Source organism: Aquincola tertiaricarbonis (assembly GCF_000969605.1).
In the GTDB taxonomy this organism is placed as follows: Bacteria; Pseudomonadota; Gammaproteobacteria; order Burkholderiales; family Burkholderiaceae_C; genus Aquincola; species Aquincola tertiaricarbonis.
On record NZ_JZUE01000009.1, the window covers coordinates 76,737 to 100,325 of the forward strand.

The window sequence follows — 23,589 nt, forward strand, 5'->3', positions numbered from 1 at the left end:
GCCCGTCAGCGCTGCACGCCCCACCGCCGCACCGTCACGCGCTCCAGGGTGTCGAACACCAGGCTTTCCACCGCCAGCCCGATCAGGATGACCATGGCCAGGCCGGCGAACACACGGTCCGTGTACAGCTCATTGCGGTTCTGGAAGATGTACCAGCCCAGGCCGCCCTGGCCGGAGGAGGCGCCGAATACCAGCTCCGCCGCGATCAGCGTGCGCCAGGCAAAGGCCCAGCCGATGCGCAGCCCCGACAGGATGGCCGGCAGCGCCGAAGGCACCAGGATCAGCAGCACGTAGCGCAGCCCGCGCAGGCCGTAGTTGCGGCCGGCCATGCGCAGCGTCTCGGGCACGCCCTGGAAGCCGGCGTAGGTGTTGAGCGCCAGCGGCCACAGCACCGAGTGCACCAGCACGAAGATCAGGCTGCCGTTGCCGAGGCCGAACCACAGCAGCGCCAGGGGCAGCAGCGCGATGGCCGGCAGCGGGTTGAACATCGCCGTCAGGGTGCCCAGCAGGTCGCGCCCCAGCTGGGTGGAGACGGCCAGCGTGGTCAGCACGAAGGCGGTGGCGATGCCCAGCAGGTAGCCCTGGAGCAGCACGCCGATGGAGATGCGTGCCTTGGTCAGCAGCTCGCCGCTGCGCAGGTCGGTGAAGAAGGCCTGCGCCGTCTGGCTGAAGGTGGGCAGGAGCAGGTCGTTGTCCTGCCAGCGCGCGATCAGCTCCCACAGCAGTGCCAGGACCGCCAGGATCACCGCCTTGCGCACCGCCGACTGCTGCCAGATGCGCTGCGCCAGTGGCAGCGCGCGCTCGGCCGGCGCGTCGGTCAGGGCTTCGGGCTCCCGCTCGTACTCGGCGCGGATCGGAGGCTGCAGCGTGCTCATTGGTCGAACAGCAGGCCGTGGATGCGCTGCGCGGTGGCCTGGAAGTCGGCACCGCCCAGGCTGTGCAGGCCGAACTGGTGGCTGTTGATCTCTGCGCGCACGCGCCCCGGATGCGGCGACAGCAGCAGGATGCGGTTGCCCACCACCAGCGCTTCCTCGATCGAATGGGTGACGAACAGCAGCGTGAAGCGCACGTCGTCCCACAGCGCCAGCAGCTCTTCCTGCATGCGGCGGCGGGTCAGCGCGTCCAGCGCGGCGAAGGGTTCGTCCATCAGCAGCACCTTGGGCTGCATGGCCAGCGCGCGGGCGATGGCGACGCGCTGCTTCATGCCGCCCGACAGCGTGTGCGGATAGGCATCGGCGAACTTCGACAGGCCCACCTTGGCCAGGCAGTCCAGCGCCCGTTCCTCCGCCTCCTTGCGGCCCAGCTTGCGCGAGGCCAGCAGCGGGAACATCACGTTGGCCTTGACCGTCTTCCACGGCGGCAGCTGGTCGAATTCCTGGAACACGACGATGCGATCCGGGCCCGGCTGGTGCACCGCCTGGCCATCGAGGCGGATCTCGCCCTCGCGTGGCGCGATGAAGCCGCCGATGGCCTTGAGCAGCGTGCTCTTGCCGCAGCCCGAGGGGCCGAGCAGCACGAAGCGGTCGGCCTGGTGCACGTCGAAGCTCACCCGGTGGGTGGCGCGCACCACCCGCTCGCGCGTCGCGTATTCCAACGTCACGCCGTCCACCTGCAGCAGGGCATCGCCGGCGCCGGCCGGGGCGGCCTGGTCATGGCTGGCCGGGCGCACCGGCGGCCGGGCCTGCGGCGGCGCGCTGCCGGTGCGCAGCGTGGCGGCCGTCATGTCAATGCCCACCGGCCAGGTGCGCGTCGTCGAAGAAGTAGTCCTTCACCGACGCGGGCTTGTTCTTGATGGCGCCCACCCGGTGCATGAACTCGGCCAGCGCGAAGGTGTTCTCCGGCACCAGCTTGAACTGCACCTCGGGGTTCTTGATGATGGACAGCAGCAGCTTGCGGTCCACGTTGGATTTGTTGGTGCGGATGAAGATGTCGGCCGCCAGCTCCGGGTTGCCGCGGATCAGCTGCGCCGCCTCGTCCAGCGCAGCGACGAAGGCCTTGTAGGTCTTCGGGTTCTGCTCGCGGAATTTCTCGGTGCCGTACAGCACCGTGGCCGAGGCCGGGCCGCCCAGCACGTCGTAGCTCTTGAGCACGATGCGCGCATTCGGGTTGCCGGCCAGCGACTGTTCCTGGAACGGCGGGTTGCCGAAGTGGCCGGTGATCTCCGTGCCGCCCTTGATGATGGCCGCGGTGGCCTCCGGGTGCGGCACCGCCACGCTGATCTTGTCGAGCTTGTTGTACTGCGCATCGCCCCACAGCTTGGCCGAGGCCAGCTGCAGCACCCGCGACTGCACCGACACGCCCACCGCCGGCACTGCGATGCGGTCCTTGTCGGTGAAGTCGGCGATGGTCTTCACGTTCGGGTTGTTGCTCACCAGGTAGTACGGGAAGTTGCCCAGCGAGGCGATGCCGCGAACGTTCTGGCGGCCGCGGGTGCGGTCCCAGAGCGTGAGCAGCGGGCCCACGCCGGCACCGGCCACGTCGATGGAGCCGGACAGCAGCGCGTCATTCACCGCGGCGCCGCCGGACAGCGTGACGAACTCGACCTTCACGTCCAGGCCCTGGGCCTTGCCGTGCTTCTCGATCAGCTTCTGGTCCTTGGCCACGTCCAGCAGCAGGTAGACGATGCCGAACTGCTCGGCGATGCGGATCTGGCCTTCGGCGTGGGCGGCGGTGGCGGCGCCCAGGGAGAGGCCGGCCGCCAGCGTGGCGGCGAGGAGTTTCTTCAGCAGCATGTGGGGTACCCGGTCAGAAGGGCGCGGTGCCTTCGATGGTGGTGCGGTTCAGGCGTCGGCGCAGGTGGTCGGGGCAGCCGGCGGCCAGGTGGGTGACGGAGCGGTTGTCCCAGAACACCATGTCATGCGGCTGCCAGACGTGGCGGTAGATCAGCTCGGGCAGCGTGGTGAGCTTGAACAGCTCGTCCAGCAGCGCCCGGCTTTCGTCCTCGGGCAGGCCGACGATGCGGGTGGTGAAGTGCTCGCTGACGAACAGCGCCTTGCGACCGGTCTCCGGGTGGGTGCGCACCACGGGGTGCACCACCGGCTTCACCTCGGCGATCTGCTCGGGCGTCAGGTTGGGTCGCCACGGGTTGCGCTGCTGCAGCTCGGCGTACTTGGCCAGGTAGTGGTGCTCGGCACGCAAGCCGGCCACCCGCTCCTTCAGCGCCTCGGGCAGGCGCTCCCAGGCCAGGTGCTGGTTGGCGAACAGGGTGTCGCCGCCCTCGCTGGGCAGCTCCTGCGCATGCAGCATCGAGCCCAGGCTGGGCAGCTCCTTGTACGAGAGGTCGGAGTGCCAGTAGTGGCCGGCATCGCCCAGGCCGATGGGCTGGCCGTTTTCCTTGATGTTGGACACCACCAGGATCTCCGGGTGGCCGGCCAGCTGGAACTGCCGCAGCACATGGATCTGCAACGGGCCGAAGCGGCGGCTGAAGTCGATCTGCTGCTGCGGGGTGATCTGCAGGTCGCGGAACACCAGCACATGGTGGTCCAGGTGCGCGCGGTGGATGCGCTGGAAGTCGTCGTCGGCCAGCGGGCGGGAGAGGTCGAGCCCCAGCACCTCGGCGCCCAGCGGCGCATTCAGCGGCCGGATCTCGAGGCGGCCGGAAGCGGCCGAGCGGGCAGGGGTGGGGGCAAATACTGCAGACATGCGCCCGACTCTAGGGATTCCGCCCGGAGCGATGAACGAAGCATTGCGCATGCGCTTCCTCGTTCTGCGCATATGCGCAGGCCGCTTCCCGCCGCTACGCTCATACCCCAGGATACAAATGGAGTAGACCCATGAGCGAGCGCAAGCCGAAGTTCGAGACGCTGTCGGTGCATGCCGGTTACCGACCCGACCCCACCACCAAGTCGGTGGCGGTGCCGCTGTACCAGACGGTGGCCTACGCCTTCGACAACGCGCAGCACGGCGCCGACCTGTTCGACCTGAAGGTGGCGGGCAACATCTACACCCGCATCATGAACCCGACCACCGACGTGCTGGAGCAGCGCGTGGCGGCGCTGGAAGGCGGCATCGGCGCACTGGCGCTGGCCTCGGGGCAGGCGGCGGTGACCTACGCCATCCTCACCATCGCCGAGGCGGGCGACAACATCGTCTCGTCCACCGCGCTGTATGGCGGCACCTACAACCTGTTCGCGCACACGCTGCCGCAGTACGGCATCGACACCCGCTTTGCCGACCACCGCGACCCGGCCAGCTTCGAGCCGCTGATCGACGCGCGCACCAAGGCCATCTTCGTCGAGTCGCTGGGCAACCCGGCCGGCAACGTGACGGACATCGCCCGCATCGCCGAGCTGGCGCACCGCCACGGCGTGCCGCTGATCGTCGACAACACCGTGCCCAGCCCCTACCTGTGCCGCCCGATCGAGCATGGCGCCGACATCGTGGTGCATTCGCTGACCAAGTACATGGGCGGCCACGGCACCAGCGTGGGCGGCGTCATCGTCGATTCAGGCCAGTTCCCGTGGGCGCAGCACAAGGCGCGCTTCAAGCGCCTGAACGAGCCCGACGTGAGCTACCACGGCGTGGTCTACACCGAAGCGCTGGGCCCGGCCGCGTACATCGGCCGCGCACGCGTGGTGCCGCTGCGCAACATGGGCTCGGCCATCTCGCCGTTCAACTCGTTCCAGATCCTGCAGGGCATCGAGACGCTGGCCCTGCGCATGGACCGCATCAGCGCCAATGGGCTGGCCGTGGCCCAGCACCTGAAGCAGCATCCCCAGGTGGCCTGGGTCAACTACGCCGGCCTGGAGGACCATCCCGACCATGCGCTGGCCCGCAAGTACCTGGGCGGCAAGGCTTCAGGCCTGCTGACCTTCGGCGTCAAGGGCACCTCGGGCGACAAGCGGGCCGACGGTGCGCGCTTCCTCGATGCGCTGCAGCTCTTCACCCGGCTGGTGAACATCGGCGACGCCAAGTCGCTGGCCACGCATCCGGCCTCCACCACGCACCGCCAGCTGTCGCCGGAAGAGCTGGCCAAGACCGGCGTGGGCGAGGACACGGTGCGGCTGTCGGTGGGCATCGAGCACATCGACGACCTGCTGCACGACCTGGACCAGGCGCTGGCAGCTACCGCCTGAGCCCGTACCAGCAGCAGGCCAGGCTTGGAATGCCCAGACCCAGCCAGGCCACGGCGTCCCAGGCGCCGTCGCCCAGCAGGCCCGACAGCAGGCCGACCGCACTGACCACGCCCAGCACGATGGGCGCACGCCAGATTGGCCCTACGGCGGCGCTCATGAGGCCGCTCCGTCTGCTTGCATAGACAACTTGCCGCCGGCCACGCGCGCCTGGCGGCGCCGCACCACCCACAGGTACAGCCCGCTGGCCAGCACCACGACGGTGATGACGTCCAGCACCGCCCACAGGATCTGCATCGGCCGGCCGCCGTAGTCGCCGAAATGCAGCGGCTGCGAGATCAGCAGCGCGGTGAGGTACCAGGGCAGCTCGCGGCTGTCGGTCACCTGGCCGGTCATCGCGTCCACCAGCACCGGCTTGAGCAGCTTGCTGCTGACGGCATCGGTGCCGCGCAGGAACACGCCGTAGTGGTGCGGGCTGGCGAAGCTGGTGCCGGGAAACGCGACGAAGGCCACCTTCATGCCGGGCGCCACCGCCTTGGCCGCCTGCACCGCGGCCTGCAGCGAGCCGGGCCGTTCCAGCGGCGGCTTGCCTTGGTAGGGCGCCACCATCTGCGCCACCTCCGTGGCCTGCCAGTACTTCACCAGCAGATCCGACCAGGCATTGATCACGCCGGTGGCGCCCACCACGGTGAACCACACCAGCGTGACGATGCCCAGCAGGTTGTGCAGGTCCAGCCACTTCACCCGCGGGCTGCGGTCGCGCCGCACGTCGCCGAAGCGCAGCTTGCGCATGAAGGGCGCATACAGCACCGTGCCCGAGACGATGGCCACCAGCAGCAGCACGCCCATCAGGCCGAGGAACAGCATGCCCGGCAGGCCGGCGAACAGGTCGATGTGCAGCGAGCGCATCACCCACATGAAGCCGCTGTCCAGCGGCGGATCGCCCAGCGCCTGGGCGGTGCGGGCGTCCACCGCCACCTGCTTGAGGTTGTCGTTGGAATCGGGCCGCTCGCACATCGTCACGTACCAGACCCGGTCGTCGTCCTCCTCCTGCGAGACGAACATGCCCTGCTTGCCTGGGTAGCGCTGGCCGGCCAGGGCCATCACTTCGTCCAGGCTGGCGCGCGGCGCGTCGGCCGGCATCTCGGCGGCCTCGATCTCGGTGCCCAGCAGGTGGCCGATCTCGTGGTGGAAGATCAACGGCAGGCCGGTCAGGCACAGCAGCAGCATGAACACGGTGCACACCAGGCTGGACCAGGTGTGCACCGCCTGCCAGCCGCGGATGGCGCGGGTGCTGAGCATGGCGCGCGCTTAGAAGTCGACGCTGGCCGACAGCACCAGCGTGCGCGGCTCGCCCAGCACCAGGTAGTTGGCGCCCGGGAATCCGCCGACGGAAGCCCAGTAGTCGCGGTCGGTCAGGTTGTTGATGTTGGCGCGCAGCGTGACGGCACGCTCGGCCACGGTGAAGCCGTAGCGCGCCCCCACGTCCAGCCGCGCCCACGACTTGACGGTGAGCGTGTTGGCCGCGTTGGCGTACTGCTTGCCGGTGTAGGTGACGCGGCCGGTGAGCGCCAGGCCGGGCACGCCGGGCACGTCCCAGTCGGCATTGGCGTTGAGCTGCCACTTCGGCGCGCCGACGGCGTCGTTGTCCTGCACGTCAGTGTGCAGGTAGGTGGCGCCGCCCAGCAGGCGCAGGCCGCGGGTGGCCTCGCCGAACACCGTGGCCTCGATGCCGCGGTTGGTCTGCTTGTAGGCCGAGCCGACGAAGCGCGTGCCCACCACGCCCGACACCGGCTTCTTCGCCTGGAACAGCGCCACGGTGCCGCCGAAGCGGCCCAGGTCCATCTTGGCACCCAGCTCCACCTGCTTGGTGACGTAGGGCGCGAAGATCTCGCCCTGGTTGTCCACCGGCGTCTGGTTGCCGTCCGGGCCGATGTACGACGCCGATGCCTCCTCGCCCTTGACCAGCCCTTCGGCATAGGTGGCGTAGACGGACACTTGTCTGGACAACTTCACCAGCAGGCCGGCCATCGGCGTGACCTTGCTCTCGTCGTAGTAGGCGTTCTGCACGCCGGTGTTGTAGTCGTAGCCGCGCGTCTCGATCGACTGGTGGCGGGCACCCAGCGTCAGCTTGATGGTGTCGTCGGCGAACGAGAGCGTGTCGGCGAGCGCCAGGCTGCGGGTACGGATGCGGCCCACCACGTGCGGGTCGTCCAGCGTGCCGCCAGTGAAGCTGGGCGTGGAAGGCGGCGTCACCGTGAACGGGTCGTAGAGGCTGTTGGCTGCATTGGGGCCCTGGAAGACGTAGGCGTTGCGCTCCTTGGCGGTGAACAACGAGGCCGACGCCACCAGCTGGTGCTTCACGCTGCCGGTGGTGAGCTCGTGCCGCAGCCCCAGCTCGCCGGTGGCGATGTCGTCGCGACGCACGTTCACGAAGCGGGAGACGCTGGTGGCGCCGCCATCGCCGGTCACCGTCACGCCGGCCAGGTCGTTGTATTCCTTGCCCTTGCGCGCACCGGCAGCCAGCCAGGCGGTGGTGCGCGGCGCCAGGTCCCATTCGGCGCGCAGGGTGCCGAAGGTGTCGCGCTCGTTCGACACGGTCCACGGCTGGCCGAAGTTGCCGTCGGCATCGGGTGGCTTGGGAATGTAGGTACCGGGCGTCACGCTGGGGCGGGTGCCGCTGAGCTGCTGGTCCTGGTAGCCGATGTCGGCCGACACGCGCACGTCGCGGTTGCGCCAGTCCACGCCCACGCCCAGCAGGCCCAGTTCGCGGTCCTCGCCGTCGATGGCGGTGTCGCCGTCGCGGCGCACGGCGGTCAGGCGCAGGCCGGTGCTCTTGTCGGGGCCGAAGCGGCGCGCCACGTCGGCCGCCAGGTAGCCCTGGCCGCCGCTTTCCACGCCCACCGTCACCTGGTTCACCGGCTCATTGGGGGCGCGCTTGGGCATCACGTTGATGGCACCGCCCAGGCCGCCGCCGTTGCCGGTGGGCGCCACGCCGTTGACGAAGCTGTTCGCACCGCGCAGCACCTCCACCCGCTCGATCAGCTCGGCTGCCAGGTATTGGCGCGGCAGCAGGCCGTACAGGCCGTTGTAGGCCATGTCGTCGGAATACACCGGAAAGCCGCGGATCAGGTACAGCTGCTGGTAGTTGCCGAAGCCGCGCGCCACGCGCACGGTCGGGTCGTTGCGCAGCACGTCGCCGATGCTGGCGGCCTGCTGGTTCTGGATCAGCTCCTGCGTGTAGCTGGTCTGGCTGAACGGCGTGTCCATCACGTCCTGGTTGCCGAACAGGCCGAGCCGGCCACCGCGCGCCACCTGGCGGCCGGCGTAGGGCGCCTTCAGGCCTTCGGCCGAGGCGTCGGCACTGGCGTTGATGATGACCTGCTGCACCGCCTGCGCCTGCGCGGTGGAGGTCAGGGCCGAAGCCAGGGCCAGGGTGGCCAGCGCCAGGGCGCTCAGGGAACAAGGAACAGACTGCACAACAGCTCCAAGGCGAATCGCATCAAGAATGATTCGCATTATGAGCGCGGCAGCTGGCGTTCCGTTCGCATTCGTCCTTGCGGACGATGGGTCGCTGCCGATATCCGAAGGGCCCGCCGCACCGCCGGTGGGGAAACGGAGCGGCGTCCGCGCCGTGCTGCCTCAGTCCACCGGCCCCGCGCCGCCGTCGTCGCCCAGCCAGGCCTGCACATCGTCCTCCGCCGGGTCGGCGTTGGTGCGTGCCAACGCCATCCAGGTGGCAAAGGGCACCGTCATCGGGCGGTGCGGCGCGGGGCGGGCGATCTCGATGCCGCCGTCACCCGCCAGCATCACGCCGAAGGCCGCAGGAATCTCGTCCGCGGTGCCGATGCCCTCGCGCAGCACGTACCAGCACTGGCAGGCGGTGGCTAGATAGGCCGCGCCCTTGGCCGGCTGCCGCAGGTCGGACAGCAGGTCGGAACGCCGCACCTTGATCTCGTGCACCACCGGCTCGGCGTAGGCTTCCACGGTGGTCTGGCGCAGGGAGAACACGTCGGGCTGGCACAGCATCCAGGCATCGTCCACCCGCGCGCGCAGGCTCAGCCGGCGCCAGGTGATGCGGCCCTGGTGCCGCATGCTGCGCGCCACTCGCGCGACCAGCTCTTCGTGCGCGTCCCGCGCGGCGCGGTTGGCATGCAGCGAGGCGGCGATCGCCTGCACCCCGGCGTCGGTCACCCGCAGCGTCACCCGCCCCTGGTCGTCCAGCAGCCGCTCCAGCAGTTGCAGCGCCAGCAATTCCGCCTCGATCAGGTCCTGGCAGGGCCAGCCGGCCGAGCGCCACATCTGCCGCAGACGCCGCAGATGCGGTCGCGTGATCGTGGGCATGCCGGTCCGTGTTGCCATCACGCCAATTTACCGGTTGCCGCTTGCGTGGCGAAGTGCGCGCGGCAGGCTGCCACGCGTCGTGCTGCGTTGCAACATCCGCGCCGCGCGCCGATCATGGTGCACCTCCCCCGAAAGGGCACCCTCTTAGGGGGTAGTTACGGCCATTTCATGCTGCTACAACAAGTTCGCAAAGCCGCAACAGCGCTCCGTCGGCGCACGGGCACCACGCAAAAAGCGGGCTGCATCGCAGCTGCTGCGCTACTTGACACATATTGTTGGCAACACATCGGTAACGTGGCCGCGCTGTCCGCGCCTCCGCCGGCGCCAGCAGAACCGACCAGACGTTCTTGGGGGGTGTTTCCGTGATCCGCTTGTTCAACCACTATATTCACCGGCGCTTGTTGCTGCAGGTGTTGTTCGATTACGGATTGATTGTTTCCGCTGTCATGGCCGCCATGGTCGTCGGCCGGCAGCACAGTGAATTCCTGCTGTCGATGACGGCCACCCACGGTTTGTCGCTGGCCACCTGCACCTTCGTGATCAATATCGCGTCGGGCTTCTACCAGCAAACCCACAACCGCTCCTTCACCGAAAGCCTGGCCCGCGCCGGGCTGGCCGCTCTTTTTGCGCTGCCGCTGGCCTATGCCATGTTTTCGCTGCTGCCCGTGGAAGTGGGCAGCCCGGCCTTCCTGCCGCTGGCGGCGATGAGCGCCGTGGCCGCGGTGATCGTGCACCGCGTGTACGCGGCGCATGCCGGCAAGCACGCCCGTGCGCGTTCACGCATCCTGGTGCTGGGTTCGGGCCCGGCAGCCAAGCTGGTGGGTGAAACCCTGCGCGCCTCCGATCCGTCGGCGGAAATCGTCGGTTATTTCCCGGCGCCGAACGAGCAGCAGGTAGCGGTACCGCCTTCGCAAATGCTGAGCGGCCATTCCCTGGCCGCCGCCGCGCTGAATGCCGGGGTGAGCGAAATCGTGGTGGCGGTGACGGAGCGCCGGGGCGGAAACATGCCGCTGCGCGACCTGCTGGACTGCAAGATCAAGGGCATCCGGGTGTCCGATATCTCCACCCACTTCGAGAAAACGCTGGGCAAGCTGCGGCTGGATTACGTCAACGCCGGCTGGCTGATTTTCGGCGATGGGTTTGACCAGGGCTTTTTCCGCACCGCGGTCAAGCGTTTGTTCGACATCTTGTCGGCGGCCGTGCTGCTGGTGGTGTCGGCACCGGTGATGCTGGTGACCATGCTGCTCATCCGCATGGAAAGCCCGGGCCCCGTGTTCTACCGGCAGCAGCGCGTGGGCTTGAACGGCGAATCGTTCGACGTCGTCAAGTTTCGCAGCATGCGCAACGACGCCGAAAAGGACGGCAAGCCGCGCTGGGCCACCGCAGCGGACGACCGCATCACCAAGGTCGGCCGCGTGATCCGCAAGCTGCGCATCGACGAACTGCCGCAATTGTTCAACGTGCTCAAGGGTGAAATGAGCATCGTGGGCCCCCGGCCGGAGCGTCCCTTCTTCGTCGAGAAACTCACGCAGGAGATCCCCTATTACGCGGTGCGCCACAGCATCAAGCCGGGCGTGACCGGCTGGGCGCAGGTGCGTTACCACTACGGCGCCACGGTGGAGGATTCGCAAGAGAAACTGCAGTTCGACCTGTACTACGTCAAGAACCACACCTTGTTCCTGGATCTGCTGATCCTGTTCGAAACCGTGGCCGTGGTGCTTACCGGCAAGGGCGCCCGCTAGGCGCCTGCCATGCCGGCCATCCGCCGGCGGCAGTCCGAAGCCCGCGATGCTGGCCCTGCCGCCCTGACCGGCGGCTTCTTTCTCCGGATGTGATTTGGCTGACTTCGCGGTCTACGGCTGGGGTTTCACCGCCGTCGCCTACACGGCGTTTGCACTGAGCCTGCGCAGCGCCGCACGGCTGTTTGCCCACCACGTGGGCGCCCACCGCCTGTTCGCACTGGCAATGTCGGCCACGGCCGTGTGGGCCGCCACCGGCTGGCTGGCCCTGGCGCTGCAAAGCGTGGTGGCCACCTGGTTGTTCGCGCTGTTCGACACGGCGCGCTATGCCTTCGTATTCGTGTACCTGCTGCAGGTGTTGCAGCCGGAACAGCGCCGGTTTCGTGGCCTGCGCGCCGGTGCTGCGCTGATGGTGGCCGGCGCGCTGCTGGCCAGCCTGATGGGACTGCTGCAGGACATCTGGCCCTGGACCATTGGCCGCTGGAGTTATCTGGCGCCGCTGATGCTGCCGGTATTCGGCCTGATTCTGCTGGAGCAGCTCTACCGCCGCACCCCGCGCGAATTCCACTGGAACATCAAGCCGCTCTGCCTGGGCCTCGGTTTCGTCTTCATTTACGACGTGTACCTGTTTTCCCAGTCGGTCCTGTTCGGCGGATTGGACGACGCGGGATTGGCTACCCGGGGGCCGGTGCATGCCATGGCCGTGCCGCTGTTGTTCATCGCCACCCGCCGCCATGCGGACTGGCGCGCCAGCGCGCAAATGTCGCGCGCGGTGGTATTCCATACCGCCACCTTGATGTTCGTGGGCGCCTACCTGCTGGTGGTGGCCGCCATCGGCTATTACGTTCAGTATTTCAGTGGCGACTGGGGCCGCGCGCTGCAGCTGGCCACGGTGTTCCTGGCGCTGCTGTTCCTGGCGGTGCTGATGCTGTCGGGATCGGTGCGGGCGCGGCTGCGGGTATTCATCGCCAAGAACTTCTTCGCCTACCGGTACGACTATCGGGCGGAATGGCTGCGATTCACCGCGCGGCTGTCAGGCGACCCATCCGCGCCCGACATGGGCGCGCGCGTGGTGCAGGGCTTGGCGGAAATGCTGCAGTGCCCCGGCGGCGCCTTGTGGGCGTTGGCATCGCGGCACGAAGAGTATTCGCTGGTCGCACGCTGGAATGTCCCGCCGTTGGCGGCGGCGGAGCCGGCCCATTCCCCACTGTGCCGGTTCCTGTGTGATACCGGCTGGATCATCGACCTGGATGAATACCGTGCACGCCCCGCCGCCTACAAGGGCCTGGTGATTCCCAGTTGGCTGACCGAGCATGCGGCCTTCTGGCTGGTGATTCCCTTGTTCGTCGGCCCGGCGGATCTACTGGGTTTCGTGGTGCTCAAGCGCCCGGCGCATGCCGGCAGCGTGACCTGGGAAGTGCGCGACCTGCTCAAAACCGCCAGCCGGCAAGGTGCGAGTTTCCTCGCGCAGTCCCGCGCGACCGAAGCCTTGCTGGAAGCACAGAAATTCGATGCCTTCCACCGCATGTCGGCTTTCGTGGTGCACGACCTGAAAAACATCATCACGCAGCTGTCGCTGATGATGCAGAACGCCAAGCGCCTGAAAAACAACCCGGAGTTCCAGCAGGACATGCTGCTGACGGTCGAAAGCTCCCTGGAGAAGATGCAGGCGCTGATGCAGCAGTTGCGCGAAGGAGACAAACCGCTGGGCGTGGTCTGCGGCGTCGACATGGGCGTTGTGTCGGAGCAAGTGCGCGCTACCGCTGCAGCCCGCGGCAGAACTGTGGCGCTGGAGATACACGACACACTTTTTGTCCGCGGCCAGGAAGAACGCCTGGCACGAGTCTTGGGACACCTGGTGCAGAACGCGCTGGACGCCACCCCGCCCGACGGCCGGGTGTCGGTGAGAGTGGAGCGTTCGGGCGGCAACCAGGCCCGCGTGGTCGTGGCCGACACCGGCCAGGGCATGAGCCCGGAGTTCGTCAACACCCGGCTGTTCAAGCCGTTCAGCACCACCAAGCCGGCCGGCATGGGCATCGGTGCCTATGAAAGCCACCAGTACGTGAGCGAGCTGGGCGGCCGCATCGAGGTGGACAGCGCGGTGGGCCGCGGCACCACCATCACGCTGCTGCTGCCCCTTCATGATGCGAAGATGCCTTCCGAAGCCGACCTGATGAGCGCCCCATGAGTACCGCGAAGTCGCCCCAGCTGCTGATCGTCGAGGACGACCTCGCGCTGCAGAAACAGATCAAGTGGTCGCTCGACCGCTTCGAGTCGGTGACGGCCGCCGACCGGGACAGCGCGCTGGTGCAGTTTCGCCGCTGCACGCCGCCGGTGGTCACCATGGACCTGGGCCTGCCGCCCGACAAGGACTCGGTGTCCGAAGGCTTCGCGCTGCTGGAGAAGCTGCTCGACCTGGACCCAGGTGTGAAGGTCATCGTGCTCACCGGCCAGAACGACCGCACCAACGCCCTGCGCGCGGTGGAGCTGGGCGCCTATGACTTCCTGGCCAAGCCCTTCGAGGTGGAGCTACTGAACCTGACGGTGGAGCGTGCGCTGCGCCTGCATGAGCTGCAGGCCGAGAACCAGCGCCTGCGCGAGCTGCGCGGCACCGAGCTCACCCAGGGCGTGACCACCCGCGACCCGGAGATGCTGAAGATCTGCCGCATGGTGGAGAAGGTGGCGCCCAGCAATGCCAGCGTGATGCTGCTGGGCGAAAGCGGCACTGGCAAGGAGGTGCTGGCCCAGGCGCTGCACCAGGCTTCACGGCGCAGCGGCAAGTTCGTGGCGATCAACTGCGCGGCCATTCCGGAGAACCTGCTGGAAAGCGAGCTGTTCGGCTACGAGAAGGGTGCTTTCACCGGCGCGGTCAAGACCACGCCCGGCCGCATTGAGACGGCGCACGGCGGCACGCTGATGTTCGACGAGATCGGCGACCTGCCGCATTCGCTGCAGGCCAAGCTGCTGCGCTTCCTGCAGGAGCGCACGATCGAGCGCATCGGTGCGCGCCAGTCCATCGCGGTGGACGTGCGGGTGGTCTGCGCCACCCACCAGGACCTGAAGGCGCTGATCGGCGAACAGCGCTTCCGCGAGGACCTGTACTACCGGCTGGCCGAGATCGTGGTCAACATCCCGCCGCTGCGCAGCCGCGCGGGCGACGCCGCGCTGCTGGCCCATGCCTTCCTCAAGCGCTTCTCGCAGGAGCAGCGCAGCACCATGCGCTTCACGGAGGACGCGCTGCGCGCCATCGAGGCCTATGCCTGGCCGGGCAACGTGCGCGAGCTGGTCAGCGTGATCAAGCGCGCGACCATCATGGCCGAGGGCGACCGCATCACCTGCGAGGACCTGGGCCTGCCCGACGTGGCGCCGCCTTCGGATGCCGGCGAGACCGCCTTCGACCTGCGCCTGGCGCGCGAGACGGCCGAGCGCGAGACGATCCTGGCCGCGCTGGCCCGGGCCAACGGCAACATCCAGAAGACCTCCGAGCTGCTGGGCGTGAGCCGGCCCACGCTGTACGACCTGATCGGCCGGCTGAACATCCGCGTGGAACGGGCCTGACGGGGTAAAACCGCGGTTGTCTTCCCTCACCGCGAAAGGATTCCCATGGCCCAGACCCGCAATGTCGCCGTGCTCGTCGGCAGCCTGCGCAAGGACTCGTTGAACCGCAAGCTGGCGCTGGCGCTCGCCGCCATGGCCCCCGAAGGCCTGCGGCTGCAGATCGTCGAGATCGGCGCGCTGCCGCTGTACAACGCCGACGACGAGGCCAACCCGTCTCCGGCCGTCACCACCTTCAAGCAGCAGATCAAGCCCGCCGACGCGCTGCTGTTCATCACGCCCGAATACAACCGCTCGGTGCCCGGCGTGCTGAAGAACGCCATCGACCATGCCTCCCGCCCCTATGGCCAGAGCGTGCTCAGCGGCAAGCCCGGCGCGGTGATCACGTTGTCGCCCGGTGCGATCGGCGGCTTCGGCGCCAACCACCACCTGCGCCAGTCGCTGGTGTTCCTGGACGTGCCGGTGCTGCAGCAGCCCGAGGCCTACATCGGCGGCGCGGGCGAACTGTTCGACCAGCTGGGCGCCATCAAGAAACCCGACACCCAGGCCTTCCTGCAGAAGTTCCTGGGCGCCTTCGCCGGCTGGATCGAGCGCAACGCCGCCCCTGCGGCCTGAAGGCTTAACCGTCGGCCAAAGTGCGCGGGCTAGCATGGCCCGCATGACGCACCCCTTCCTGCTCACACGCCGGCGCACGCTCGGCAGCCTGGCGGCCGCGGCGGCCGCCACGCCCTGGCTGGCCGCCCGGGCCGCCACGCCACCGGGCCCGGGCGCCCGGTCCGCCGAGGTGGCGCTGCCTTCCCTGGGCCTGCGGCAACGCACGCTGGCCAACGGGCTGCAGGTCATCGCGCTGCCCGACCGCGGCACCGCGACCGCCAGCGTGCAGGTCTGGTACCGGGTGGGCGGCAAGGACGACCCGCCCGGCCGCTCCGGCTTCGCGCACCTGTTCGAGCACATGATGTTCAAGCGCACCCGGTACATGGCCGCGGAGATGTTCGACCGGCTGACCGAGGACGTGGGCGGCATCAACAACGCCTTCACCGCCGAGGACGTGACCGCCTACCAGAGCGAGGTGCCGGCCAACCACCTGGAACGCCTGCTGTGGGCCGAGGCCGAGCGCATGCAGCACCTGGAGGTGGACCAGCCCAGCTTCGACAGCGAACGTGCCGTGGTGCAGGAGGAACTCCGCCAGCGCGTGCTGGCCAGCCCCTACGGCCGGCTGTTCCATGCGCTGCCTGGACTGGCCTTCGAGCAGCATCCCTACCGCCGCCCGGTGGTGGGCAGCATCGAGGACCTGAACGCCGCCACGCTGGACGACGTGAAGGCCTTCCACCGCACCTACTACCGGCCGGACAACGCGGTGCTGATCGTGGCCGGCCATTTCGATGATGCCGCGCTGGACGCCGCGGTGGACCGCTACTTCGGCCACATCCCCCGGCCCGCCGAGGCCATTCCCCGCGTGGCGGTGCAGGAGCCCGCGCGCGCTCGCGACGTACGCAGCACGCTGGCCGCGCCGCGGGTGCCGCTGTCGGCGGTGGCGCTGGTGTGGAAGGGCCCCGCGGCCCGGCACGAGGACGCCGCCGCGCTGGACGTGGCCTCCGCGCTGCTGTCGGGCGGCGAATCGTCCCGCATGAACCAGGCGCTGGTGTACCGGGACCGCGTGGCGCAGGCCGCCGGCTTCCAGACCCAGCTCAACGCCGACGCCGGCATGCTGGTGGCCTATGCCATCGGTGTCGGCGGCAAGCCGGCGGCGCAGCAGCTGCCCGCGCTGGAAGCGGCGCTGATGCGCGAAATCACGGCGCTGTCGCGCGGGTCCATCGCGCAGGCCGAGTTCGACAAGGTGCGCACCCAGCTGCTCACCGCCGCGCTGGCCGAGCGCCAGACGCCCAACGGCCGCGCCACCGCCGCCGGCTGGGCGGTGATCCAGTACGGCGATGCCCGCCAGGCCGACCAGGTGCTGCAGCGGCTGCAGGCGGTGCGTGCGGCCGACGTGCAGCGTGTGCTGCGCCGCCACCTGCTGCAGGCGCGCAGCGCCACCCTCCATTACGTGCAGGCCGAAGCGCCCGCCGCCGCGCCGCCCGACGCGGCCGCCAGCCAGAAAGGCCGCCCATGATCCGCCGCCGCCAACTCATCGGCAGCCTGCCCGCCGCTGCCGCCCTGCTGGCCACGCTGCCCGCCGGCGCCGCCACGCCCGACGACCTGAGCGCACCACCACCGGCCGGCCCGCCGCACGCGGTGACGGTGCCGCCCCTGCATGAAAGCCGGCTGGACAACGGCGTGAACGTGGTGGTGGCCCCGCGCCGCGGCCTGCCGCTGGTGAGTGCCTGGCTGCTGGTGCGCGTGGGCGCCGAGACAGATCCGCTGGACCGCGCCGGTCGTGCCGACATGCTGGCCGCGCTGCTCACCCAGGGCGCGCGGCGCGACGGCCGTGCCGTGTCCGCGCCGGAGCTGGCGCGCCAGGCGGAGGCGCTGGGCGGCTCGCTGTCGGCCAGCAGCGGCTGGCGCGCCACCAGCCTGGGCATGACGGTGACCACGCCGCGCCTGGATGCGGCGCTGTCGCTGATGAGCGACGTGCTGCGCCAGCCGACGCTGGCCGCCGACGAGATGGACCGGCTGCGTGTGCAGGCGGTGGATGCGTTGAAGGTGAGCAACAGCGACCCCGGCAGCATCGCCAGCCGGGTGGCCCGCCGGCTCTACTGGGGAGGCAGCGCCTACGGCGGCGTGAGCACCGAACAGACGCTGCAGCGCCTGCGGCGCGACGACCTGCAGGCGCTGCATGCGCAGGGCTTCCGGCCGGAGGACACCCTGCTGGTGCTGGCCGGCGACCTCACGCCCGAGCGCGGGCTGGCGCTGGCGCAGCAGCACCTGGGCAGCTGGCGGCCCAGCCGCATTGCGCCGCTGGCGCGCCGCGACGGCCGGCCCGCGCCGCTGGCACCCCGCACGGTGCTGGTGAACCTGCCCGGCGTGGGCCAGAGCAGCGTGACCGTGCTGGCGCCCTTCACTTCGCTGGCGCCGGACGACGTGGCCGAGCTGCGCATCGGCCAGGTGGCCAATGCGGTGCTGGGCGGCGGGTATTCCGCGCGGCTCAACCAGGAGGTGCGCATCAAGCGCGGGCTGAGCTATGGCGTCGGCACCAGCGCCGAGCAGCATGCCGAGGGCGGCCTGTGGGAAGCCAGCGCGCAGACCGACCACCGCAATGCGGCCCAGGTGGCCGAGCTGCTGCGGGCCCAGGTGCTGGGCCTGGCCACCACGCCGCCCACCGCCGACGAACTGGCCGCACGCCAGGCCACGCTGGTGGGCGGCTTCGCGCGGCGGCTGGACACCAATGCCGGCATCGCCTCGCTGATCACCGCGCGCTGGGCCAGTGGCCGGCCGCTGTCGGAGCTCGACCGCTTCGTGCAGGAGGTGCTGGCCGTCACGCCCGGCCAGGTGCAGGAGTTCGCCCGGCGCCGCTGGCCGGCCAGCGACTTGCGCACCGTGGTGGTGGGCGACTTCAGCGCCGCGCCGGAGGTGTTCGATGCCCTGGCCGCCGCCGACGCCAGCACCCTGCGTCTGCAGGCCGGCGAGCTGGACTTCGGCGGCCCGGGACTGCAGCAGGCGGCCGCCCGCTGAGCCGTGGCGGGGGCGGCGGCGGGCGCGGTTACTTGGCCGTGGCCTGCCGCACCGCGTGCTCCCAGCCTTCCATCAGCGCCTGGGCACGCTCGCGCGGCAGCGTCGGCAGGAAGCGGCGCTGCACCTGCCACTGGGCGCTCAGCTCGTCCAGGCTGCCGAACACGCCGGTGGCCAGGCCGGCCAAGTAGGCGGCGCCGAGCGCGGTGGTCTCGATGACCTGCGGCCGCACCACCGGCACGCCCAGCAGGTCGGCCTGGAACTGCATCAGCAGATCGTTGACGCAGGCGCCGCCGTCCACCCGCAGCTCGCTCACCGGCGCGCCGCCGGCAGCCACCGCGTCGCGGCTCATCGCCTGCAGCAGTGCGGCGCTCTGGAAGGCGATGCTTTCCAGCGCCGCGCGGGCGATGTGGGCCACGGTGGTGCCGCGGGTCACGCCGACGATGGCGCCGCGCGCATCCGCGTCCCAGTAGGGGGCGCCCAGGCCGGTGAAGGCCGGCACGAACACCACGCCACCCGCATCGGGCACGCTCTCGGCCAGCGCCTGCACCTGCGCGCTGCTCTCGATGGCACGCAGGCCGTCGCGCAGCCACTGCACCACCGCGCCGCCGATGAACACGCCGCCCTCGAAGGCGTACTGCGGCGTGCCGTCGATCTGTGCGGCGGCGGTGGTCAGCAGCCCGTTGGCCGAAGTCTCGAAGCGCGGGCCGGTGGGCATCAGCATGAAGCAGCCGGTGCCGTAGGTGTTCTTGGCCAGCCCGGGGCGGAAGCAGGCCTGGCCGAACAGCGCGCTCTGCTGGTCGCCCGCCATGCCGGCGATGGGCACCGCGGCGCCCAGGAATTCGGGGTCGGCCACGCCGAACACGTGGCTGGACGGATGCACCTCGGGCAGCACGCTGGCCGGGATCTTCAGCAGCTGCAGCAGCTCCTCGTCCCACTGGTTGCGGCGGATGTCGAACAGCATCGTGCGCGAGGCATTGCTCACGTCGGTGGCATGTACCTGCCCGCGCGTGAGCTGCCACAGCAGCCAGCTGTCCACGGTGCCGAAGGCGAGTTCGCCGCGCTCGGCGGCCTCGCGTGCGCCGGCCACGTGGTCGAACAGCCAGCGCAGCTTGGTGGCCGAGAAGTAGGCGTCGATCACCAGCCCGGTGGTCCGCTGCACCCGCTCGCCCATGCCGGCGTCGCGCAGCTCGGCGCACAGCGGCTCGGCGCGGCGGTCCTGCCAGACGATGGCGTTGTGGATGGGCTCGCCGGTGCGGCGGTTCCACAGCAGCGTGGTCTCGCGCTGGTTGGTGATGCCGATGCCGGCCAGGTCGGCGGGCGCGAGGCGTGCTGCTTCCAGCGCTTCGCGGGCGGTGGCCAGCTGCGAGGTCCAGATCTCCTTCGGGTCGTGCTCCACCCAGCCGGGCTGCGGGTAGATCTGGCGGAACTCGCGCTGCGCCATCGCGACGATGGTGCCGCGGTGGTCGAACACGATGCTGCGCGAGCTGGACGTGCCCTGGTCCAGTGCCAGCAGGTAGCGGGCGGTCATGCTTTGTCTCCTGATTCGTCGGCGCCGCCCCCGGCCACCACGCACTGCACGCCGGCCTCGGCCAGCAGGTGGGCGAAGGGCGGTGGCGGCGGCTGGTCGGTGAACAGGCGGTCCACCTGCTCCAGCCGGCCCAGTTCCACCATCGCGGGGCGGTTGAACTTGCTGTGGTCGGCGGCCAGCCACACCTCGCGCGAATGCTCGAGGATGGCGCGCGCCACCTTCACCTCGCGGTAGTCGAAATCGCGCAGCGTGCCGTCGTCCTCGATGGCCGAGATGCCGATCAGCCCGATGTCCACCTTGAACTGGCGGATGAAGTCGACCGTGGCCTCGCCCACGATGCCGCGGTCGCGTCCGCGCACCACGCCGCCGGCCACGATGACCTCGCAGTCCGGGTTGTCGGACAGGATCGCCGCCACGTTCAGGTTGTTGGTGATCACGCGCAGGCCCTTGCGCTGCAGCAGCTCATGCGCGATGGCCTCGGTGGTGGTGCCGATGTTGAGGATGAGCGAGCAGCCGTCGGGCAGCGCCTGCGCTGCGGCGCGCGCGATGCGGCGCTTGGCGTCGTCGTTCAGCAACTGGCGCTGCCGGTAGGCGATGTTCTCGGTGGTGGAGCTGGGCACCCGCGCGCCGCCGTGAAAACGCGCCAGCATGCCGGCGTCGCACAGCAAACGAACATCGCGCCGCGCGGTTTGCAGCGTCACGCCGAAGTGCTCGGCCAGCGTTTCGACCGACACCGAACCGCGTGTCTTCACGAGGGCCAGCATGCCTTCCTGGCGGGGATTGGGGTTCAGCGTTTGGGCCACGGCTGGGAGGGTAGGGGCAAAAGCGCCTTCTGCCTCCCGGCGGTTTGCCTACTTGCCAAGGCTCGCTGAAGCGGCTAAAACGAAAAAAGAAGCGCGATAACGAACGCGAAACGAACTTCAAACGAACGCCGGGACGCCGGCCGCTGACCAGGAGACATGCCCTTGAACCCGCTGCCCACCGGCGACAACACCTTGTCGTGCGACGTGCTCGTCGTCGGCGGCGGCATCAATGGCGCCGGCATCGCCCGCGACCTGGCCGGCCGCGGCGCCAAGGTGGTGCTGTGCGAGCAGCACGACCTGGCGCAGCACACGTCCTCCTCCTCCACCAAGCTGATCCACGGCGGCCTGCGGTACCTGGAGTACTACGAGTTCTCGCTGGTGCGCAAGGCGCTGGCCGAGCGCGAGGTGCTGATCAAGGCGGCGCCGCACATCATGTGGCCGCTGCGCTTCGTGATGCCGCACGACCCCAAGGCCAACTTCCTGCGGCCCGCGTGGATGATCCGCGCCGGCCTGTTCCTGTACGACCACCTGGCCAAGCGCGAGGTGCTGCCCGGCAGCACCACCGTCGACCTGCGCCGCCATCCGGCCGGCCAGCCGCTGAAGCCGGGCTTCACCAAGGGCTTCGTGTATTCCGACGGCTGGGTGGACGATGCCCGGCTGGTGCTGCTGAATGCGCTGGATGCGCAGGCGCACGGCGCCCGCATCTTCACCCGCACGGCCTGCATCCAGGCCGAGCGCGGCCCGCAAGGCTGGAAGGCCACGCTGCGCCATGCCGATGGCACGCTGCAGCCGGTGCAGGCCCGCTCGCTGGTGAATGCGGCCGGCCCGTGGACGGCGCAGTTCCTCAAGCAGCAGGCCAACCTGCAGGGCACCAAGAGCCTGCGGCTGGTCAAGGGCTCGCACATCGTGGTGCCGAAGATGTTCGACCACGACCATGCCTACATCTTCCAGAACCCCGACAAGCGCATCATCTTCGCCATCCCGTACGAAGGCGACTTCACGCTGATCGGCACCACCGACATCGAGCACCACGGCGCCATCGGCACCGCGCGCATCGACGAGGCCGAGATCCGCTACCTGTGCGAGCAGGCCAGCCGCTACTTCGCCCGCGCGGTGCGGCCGGCCGACGTGGTGTGGACCTACAGCGGCGTGCGCCCGCTGCTGGACGATGAATCGAGCGACGCCTCGGCCGTCACGCGCGACTACGTGCTGGAGCTGGACACCGGCGCGGCGCCGCTGCTGAGCGTATGGGGCGGCAAGATCACCACCTTCCGCAAGCTGGCCGAGGAAGCGGCCGACATGCTGCAGGCCCCGCTGGGCCTGGCCCAGGGCGCCTGGACGGCCGGCGCGGTGATGCCCGGCGGCGACATCGCGGCCTGGCCCGAGGTGGCGCTGCCCAGCCTGTCCGCACCCGCCGCCGCGCGCCGCCGTGCCGCGCCCACGCCGGTGGCCGATGCGGACGCGATCCCGCGCTTCGAGGCCGCGCTGGGCCGCAGCCACGCCTGGCTGCCCGCCCCCCTGCGTGCGCGCTGGGCCCGCAGCTATGGCAGCCGCGTCGCGCTGATCCTGCCGCCGGAAGCCGCCGCGCTGGAGGCGCTGGGCGCCCAGGTGGCGCCGCAGCTCTTCGAGGCCGAGCTGCTCTACCTGCACGAGCACGAATGGGCCCGCAGCGCCGACGACGTGCTGTGGCGCCGCACCAAGCTCGGCCTGCACATGGCCGAGGCCCAGCGCGCCGCCGTGGCCGCGTGGTGGGCCGCCCGTTTCCCAGGCGAGAACGACCCCGCCGACCAGACCATGGCCGGCCTGCCGCCAAGCCGGGCCGCAACCGCCCGCACCGCTTCCTAGAAGACTGGACAAGATGGAACTCTCGTTGGAACGCGTCGACAAGCAGGTGGGCGCCGAAGCCCACCTGTACCCGATCGACCTGCGGCTGCAGCCGCGTGCGGTGACCGTGCTGCTGGGCGCCACCCAGGCCGGCAAGACATCGCTGATGCGCCTGATGGCCGGGCTGGACACGCCTTCGCACGGCAAGGTGCTGGTGGATGGCCGCGACGTCACCGGCGTGCCGGTGCGCGAGCGCAACGTGGCCATGGTCTACCAGCAGTTCATCAACTACCCGTCGATGACGGTGGCCGAGAACATCGCCTCGCCGCTGAAGCTGCAGGGCAAGCTGGACCGCGCCGCCATCGACCGCCAGGTGCTGGCCCTGGCCGAGCGGCTGCACATCGATCCCTTCCTGAAGCGCCTGCCGTCGGAGCTGTCGGGCGGCCAGCAGCAGCGCGTGGCCATGGCCCGCGCGCTGGCCAAGGGCGCTCCGCTGCTGCTGCTGGACGAGCCGCTGGTCAACCTGGACTACAAGCTGCGCGAAGAGCTGCGCGAGGAACTGGTCGGCCTGTTCGCCGGTGGCGATTCCACCGTGGTGTACGCCACCACCGAGCCCACCGAGGCCTTGCTGCTGGGTGGCTACACCGCGGTGATGGATGCGGGCGAGCTGCTGCAATACGGCCCCACCTCGCAAGTGTTCCACCGGCCGCAGTCCATCCGCGTGGCACGTGCTTTCAGCGATCCGCCGATGAACCTGCTGCCGGCCACCGCCGCGCCCGGCGGCGTGCAGCTGGCCGGCGGCCCGTTGCTGGCCCTGCCGCTGCCGGGCTCCACGGCGCCCGGCGCGCTGACGGTGGGCGTGCGCGCACCGGCCTTCCGCGTGGTGGGCCGGCCCGGCGACCTGGCCCTGCCCGGCCAGGTGGAGTTGGCCGAGATCAGCGGCTCCGACACCTTCGTGCACGTGGCCACCGCGGTGGGCGAGGTGGTGGCGCAGCTCACCGGCGTGCATGTGCTGGACCTGGCCAGCCAGGTGACGCTGTATCTGGACCCGGCGCAGGTGTACGTGTTCGACGCGGCCGGCGACCTGCTCGTGGCCCCGGCGGGATTGAACTGAC

19 protein-coding genes are annotated in these 23,589 nt (G+C 69.8%); 9 read left to right on the plus strand and 10 right to left on the minus strand.

Features of this window, described 5'->3' with window-relative positions; genetic code table 11:
- Positions 1-5: 5 nt before the first annotated feature.
- From VO99_RS12745 to VO99_RS12760, 4 genes are read right to left on the minus strand one after another with little or no spacing between them, the layout of a single operon-like run.
- Entirely contained in the window at positions 6-875 is an 870-nt protein-coding gene (locus tag VO99_RS12745) for an ABC transporter permease (RefSeq protein ID WP_046113256.1), read from the minus strand.
- A complete protein-coding gene (locus VO99_RS12750; protein WP_083440557.1) occupies positions 872-1,723 on the minus strand; it encodes an ABC transporter ATP-binding protein in 852 nt (283 codons plus the stop codon). Before VO99_RS12750 ends, VO99_RS12745 begins: the two co-directional genes overlap by 4 nt.
- Position 1,724: 1 nt before the next feature.
- Positions 1,725-2,732 (minus strand): ABC transporter substrate-binding protein, encoded by a 1,008-nt coding sequence (locus tag VO99_RS12755; protein WP_046113257.1) that lies wholly within the window; start codon positions 2,730-2,732, stop codon positions 1,725-1,727.
- A 13-nt stretch (positions 2,733-2,745) separates the two neighbouring features.
- Positions 2,746-3,642 carry a TauD/TfdA dioxygenase family protein gene (locus tag VO99_RS12760; protein ID WP_046113258.1) on the minus strand — a complete coding sequence of 299 codons (897 nt, stop codon included), beginning with the start codon at positions 3,640-3,642 and terminating at the stop codon, positions 2,746-2,748.
- Positions 3,643-3,773: 131 nt separating this feature from the next.
- Between VO99_RS12760 and VO99_RS12765 the strand changes: the two genes are divergently transcribed.
- Positions 3,774-5,075: an O-acetylhomoserine aminocarboxypropyltransferase/cysteine synthase family protein gene (locus VO99_RS12765; protein ID WP_046113259.1), complete on the plus strand. Its 1,302-nt coding sequence runs from the start codon at positions 3,774-3,776 to the stop codon at positions 5,073-5,075.
- On the opposite strand, the gene VO99_RS30820 is transcribed toward VO99_RS12765, so the two are convergent.
- From VO99_RS30820 to VO99_RS12785, 4 genes are all read right to left on the minus strand, one after another.
- Positions 5,065-5,232 carry a hypothetical protein gene (locus tag VO99_RS30820; protein ID WP_046113260.1) on the minus strand — a complete coding sequence of 56 codons (168 nt, stop codon included), beginning with the start codon at positions 5,230-5,232 and terminating at the stop codon, positions 5,065-5,067. The two genes, VO99_RS12765 and VO99_RS30820, sit on opposite strands and share 11 nt — an antisense overlap.
- Complete coding sequence (locus tag VO99_RS12775; RefSeq protein WP_046113261.1) at positions 5,229-6,374, minus strand: PepSY-associated TM helix domain-containing protein; 1,146 nt, start codon at positions 6,372-6,374, stop codon at positions 5,229-5,231. The genes VO99_RS30820 and VO99_RS12775 overlap by 4 nt, the downstream gene beginning before the upstream one ends.
- A 9-nt stretch (positions 6,375-6,383) precedes the next feature.
- On the minus strand, positions 6,384-8,552 hold the full coding sequence (locus VO99_RS12780; RefSeq protein ID WP_232315349.1) for a TonB-dependent receptor: 2,169 nt from the start codon (positions 8,550-8,552) through the stop codon (positions 6,384-6,386).
- A 162-nt stretch (positions 8,553-8,714) separates the two neighbouring features.
- A complete protein-coding gene (locus tag VO99_RS12785; protein ID WP_046113263.1) occupies positions 8,715-9,434 on the minus strand; it encodes a hypothetical protein in 720 nt (239 codons plus the stop codon).
- 344 nt (positions 9,435-9,778) lie between these two features.
- On the opposite strand from VO99_RS12785, the gene VO99_RS12790 reads away from it, so the two are divergent.
- The 6 genes from VO99_RS12790 (at position 9,779) to VO99_RS12815 (ending at position 18,319) form a co-directional block, all read left to right on the plus strand.
- The gene (locus tag VO99_RS12790; protein ID WP_046113264.1) at positions 9,779-11,158 is read left to right on the plus strand and encodes a TIGR03013 family XrtA/PEP-CTERM system glycosyltransferase; all 1,380 of its coding nucleotides are present in this window, start codon (positions 9,779-9,781) and stop codon (positions 11,156-11,158) included.
- 94 nt (positions 11,159-11,252) lie between these two features.
- Complete coding sequence (prsK, locus tag VO99_RS12795; protein WP_046113265.1) at positions 11,253-13,343, plus strand: XrtA/PEP-CTERM system histidine kinase PrsK; 2,091 nt, start codon at positions 11,253-11,255, stop codon at positions 13,341-13,343.
- Complete coding sequence (gene prsR, locus VO99_RS12800) at positions 13,340-14,713, plus strand: PEP-CTERM-box response regulator transcription factor (protein WP_046113266.1); 1,374 nt, start codon at positions 13,340-13,342, stop codon at positions 14,711-14,713. Before prsK ends, prsR begins: the two co-directional genes overlap by 4 nt.
- Positions 14,714-14,758: 45 nt before the next feature.
- Positions 14,759-15,325 (plus strand): NADPH-dependent FMN reductase, encoded by a 567-nt coding sequence (locus tag VO99_RS12805; protein ID WP_046113267.1) that lies wholly within the window; start codon positions 14,759-14,761, stop codon positions 15,323-15,325.
- A gap of 43 nt (positions 15,326-15,368) precedes the next feature.
- On the plus strand, positions 15,369-16,820 hold the full coding sequence (locus VO99_RS12810; RefSeq protein WP_083440575.1) for a M16 family metallopeptidase: 1,452 nt from the start codon (positions 15,369-15,371) through the stop codon (positions 16,818-16,820).
- Positions 16,817-18,319 carry a M16 family metallopeptidase gene (locus VO99_RS12815; RefSeq protein WP_046113268.1) on the plus strand — a complete coding sequence of 501 codons (1,503 nt, stop codon included), beginning with the start codon at positions 16,817-16,819 and terminating at the stop codon, positions 18,317-18,319. The genes VO99_RS12810 and VO99_RS12815 overlap by 4 nt, the downstream gene beginning before the upstream one ends.
- A gap of 28 nt (positions 18,320-18,347) precedes the next feature.
- On the opposite strand, the gene glpK is transcribed toward VO99_RS12815, so the two are convergent.
- Positions 18,348-19,847, minus strand: a complete 1,500-nt coding sequence (gene glpK / locus VO99_RS12820) for a glycerol kinase GlpK (RefSeq protein ID WP_046113269.1) — start codon at positions 19,845-19,847, stop codon at positions 18,348-18,350.
- On the minus strand, positions 19,844-20,638 hold the full coding sequence (locus tag VO99_RS12825) for a DeoR/GlpR family DNA-binding transcription regulator (RefSeq protein WP_198156938.1): 795 nt from the start codon (positions 20,636-20,638) through the stop codon (positions 19,844-19,846). The genes glpK and VO99_RS12825 overlap by 4 nt, the downstream gene beginning before the upstream one ends.
- Before the next feature lie 168 nt (positions 20,639-20,806).
- On the opposite strand from VO99_RS12825, the gene glpD reads away from it, so the two are divergent.
- Positions 20,807-22,495 carry a glycerol-3-phosphate dehydrogenase gene (gene glpD / locus VO99_RS12830; protein ID WP_046113271.1) on the plus strand — a complete coding sequence of 563 codons (1,689 nt, stop codon included), beginning with the start codon at positions 20,807-20,809 and terminating at the stop codon, positions 22,493-22,495.
- Between the two features lie 13 nt (positions 22,496-22,508).
- On the plus strand, positions 22,509-23,588 hold the full coding sequence (locus VO99_RS12835) for an ABC transporter ATP-binding protein (protein WP_046113272.1): 1,080 nt from the start codon (positions 22,509-22,511) through the stop codon (positions 23,586-23,588).
- The last annotated feature ends 1 nt before the right edge of the window (position 23,589 follow it).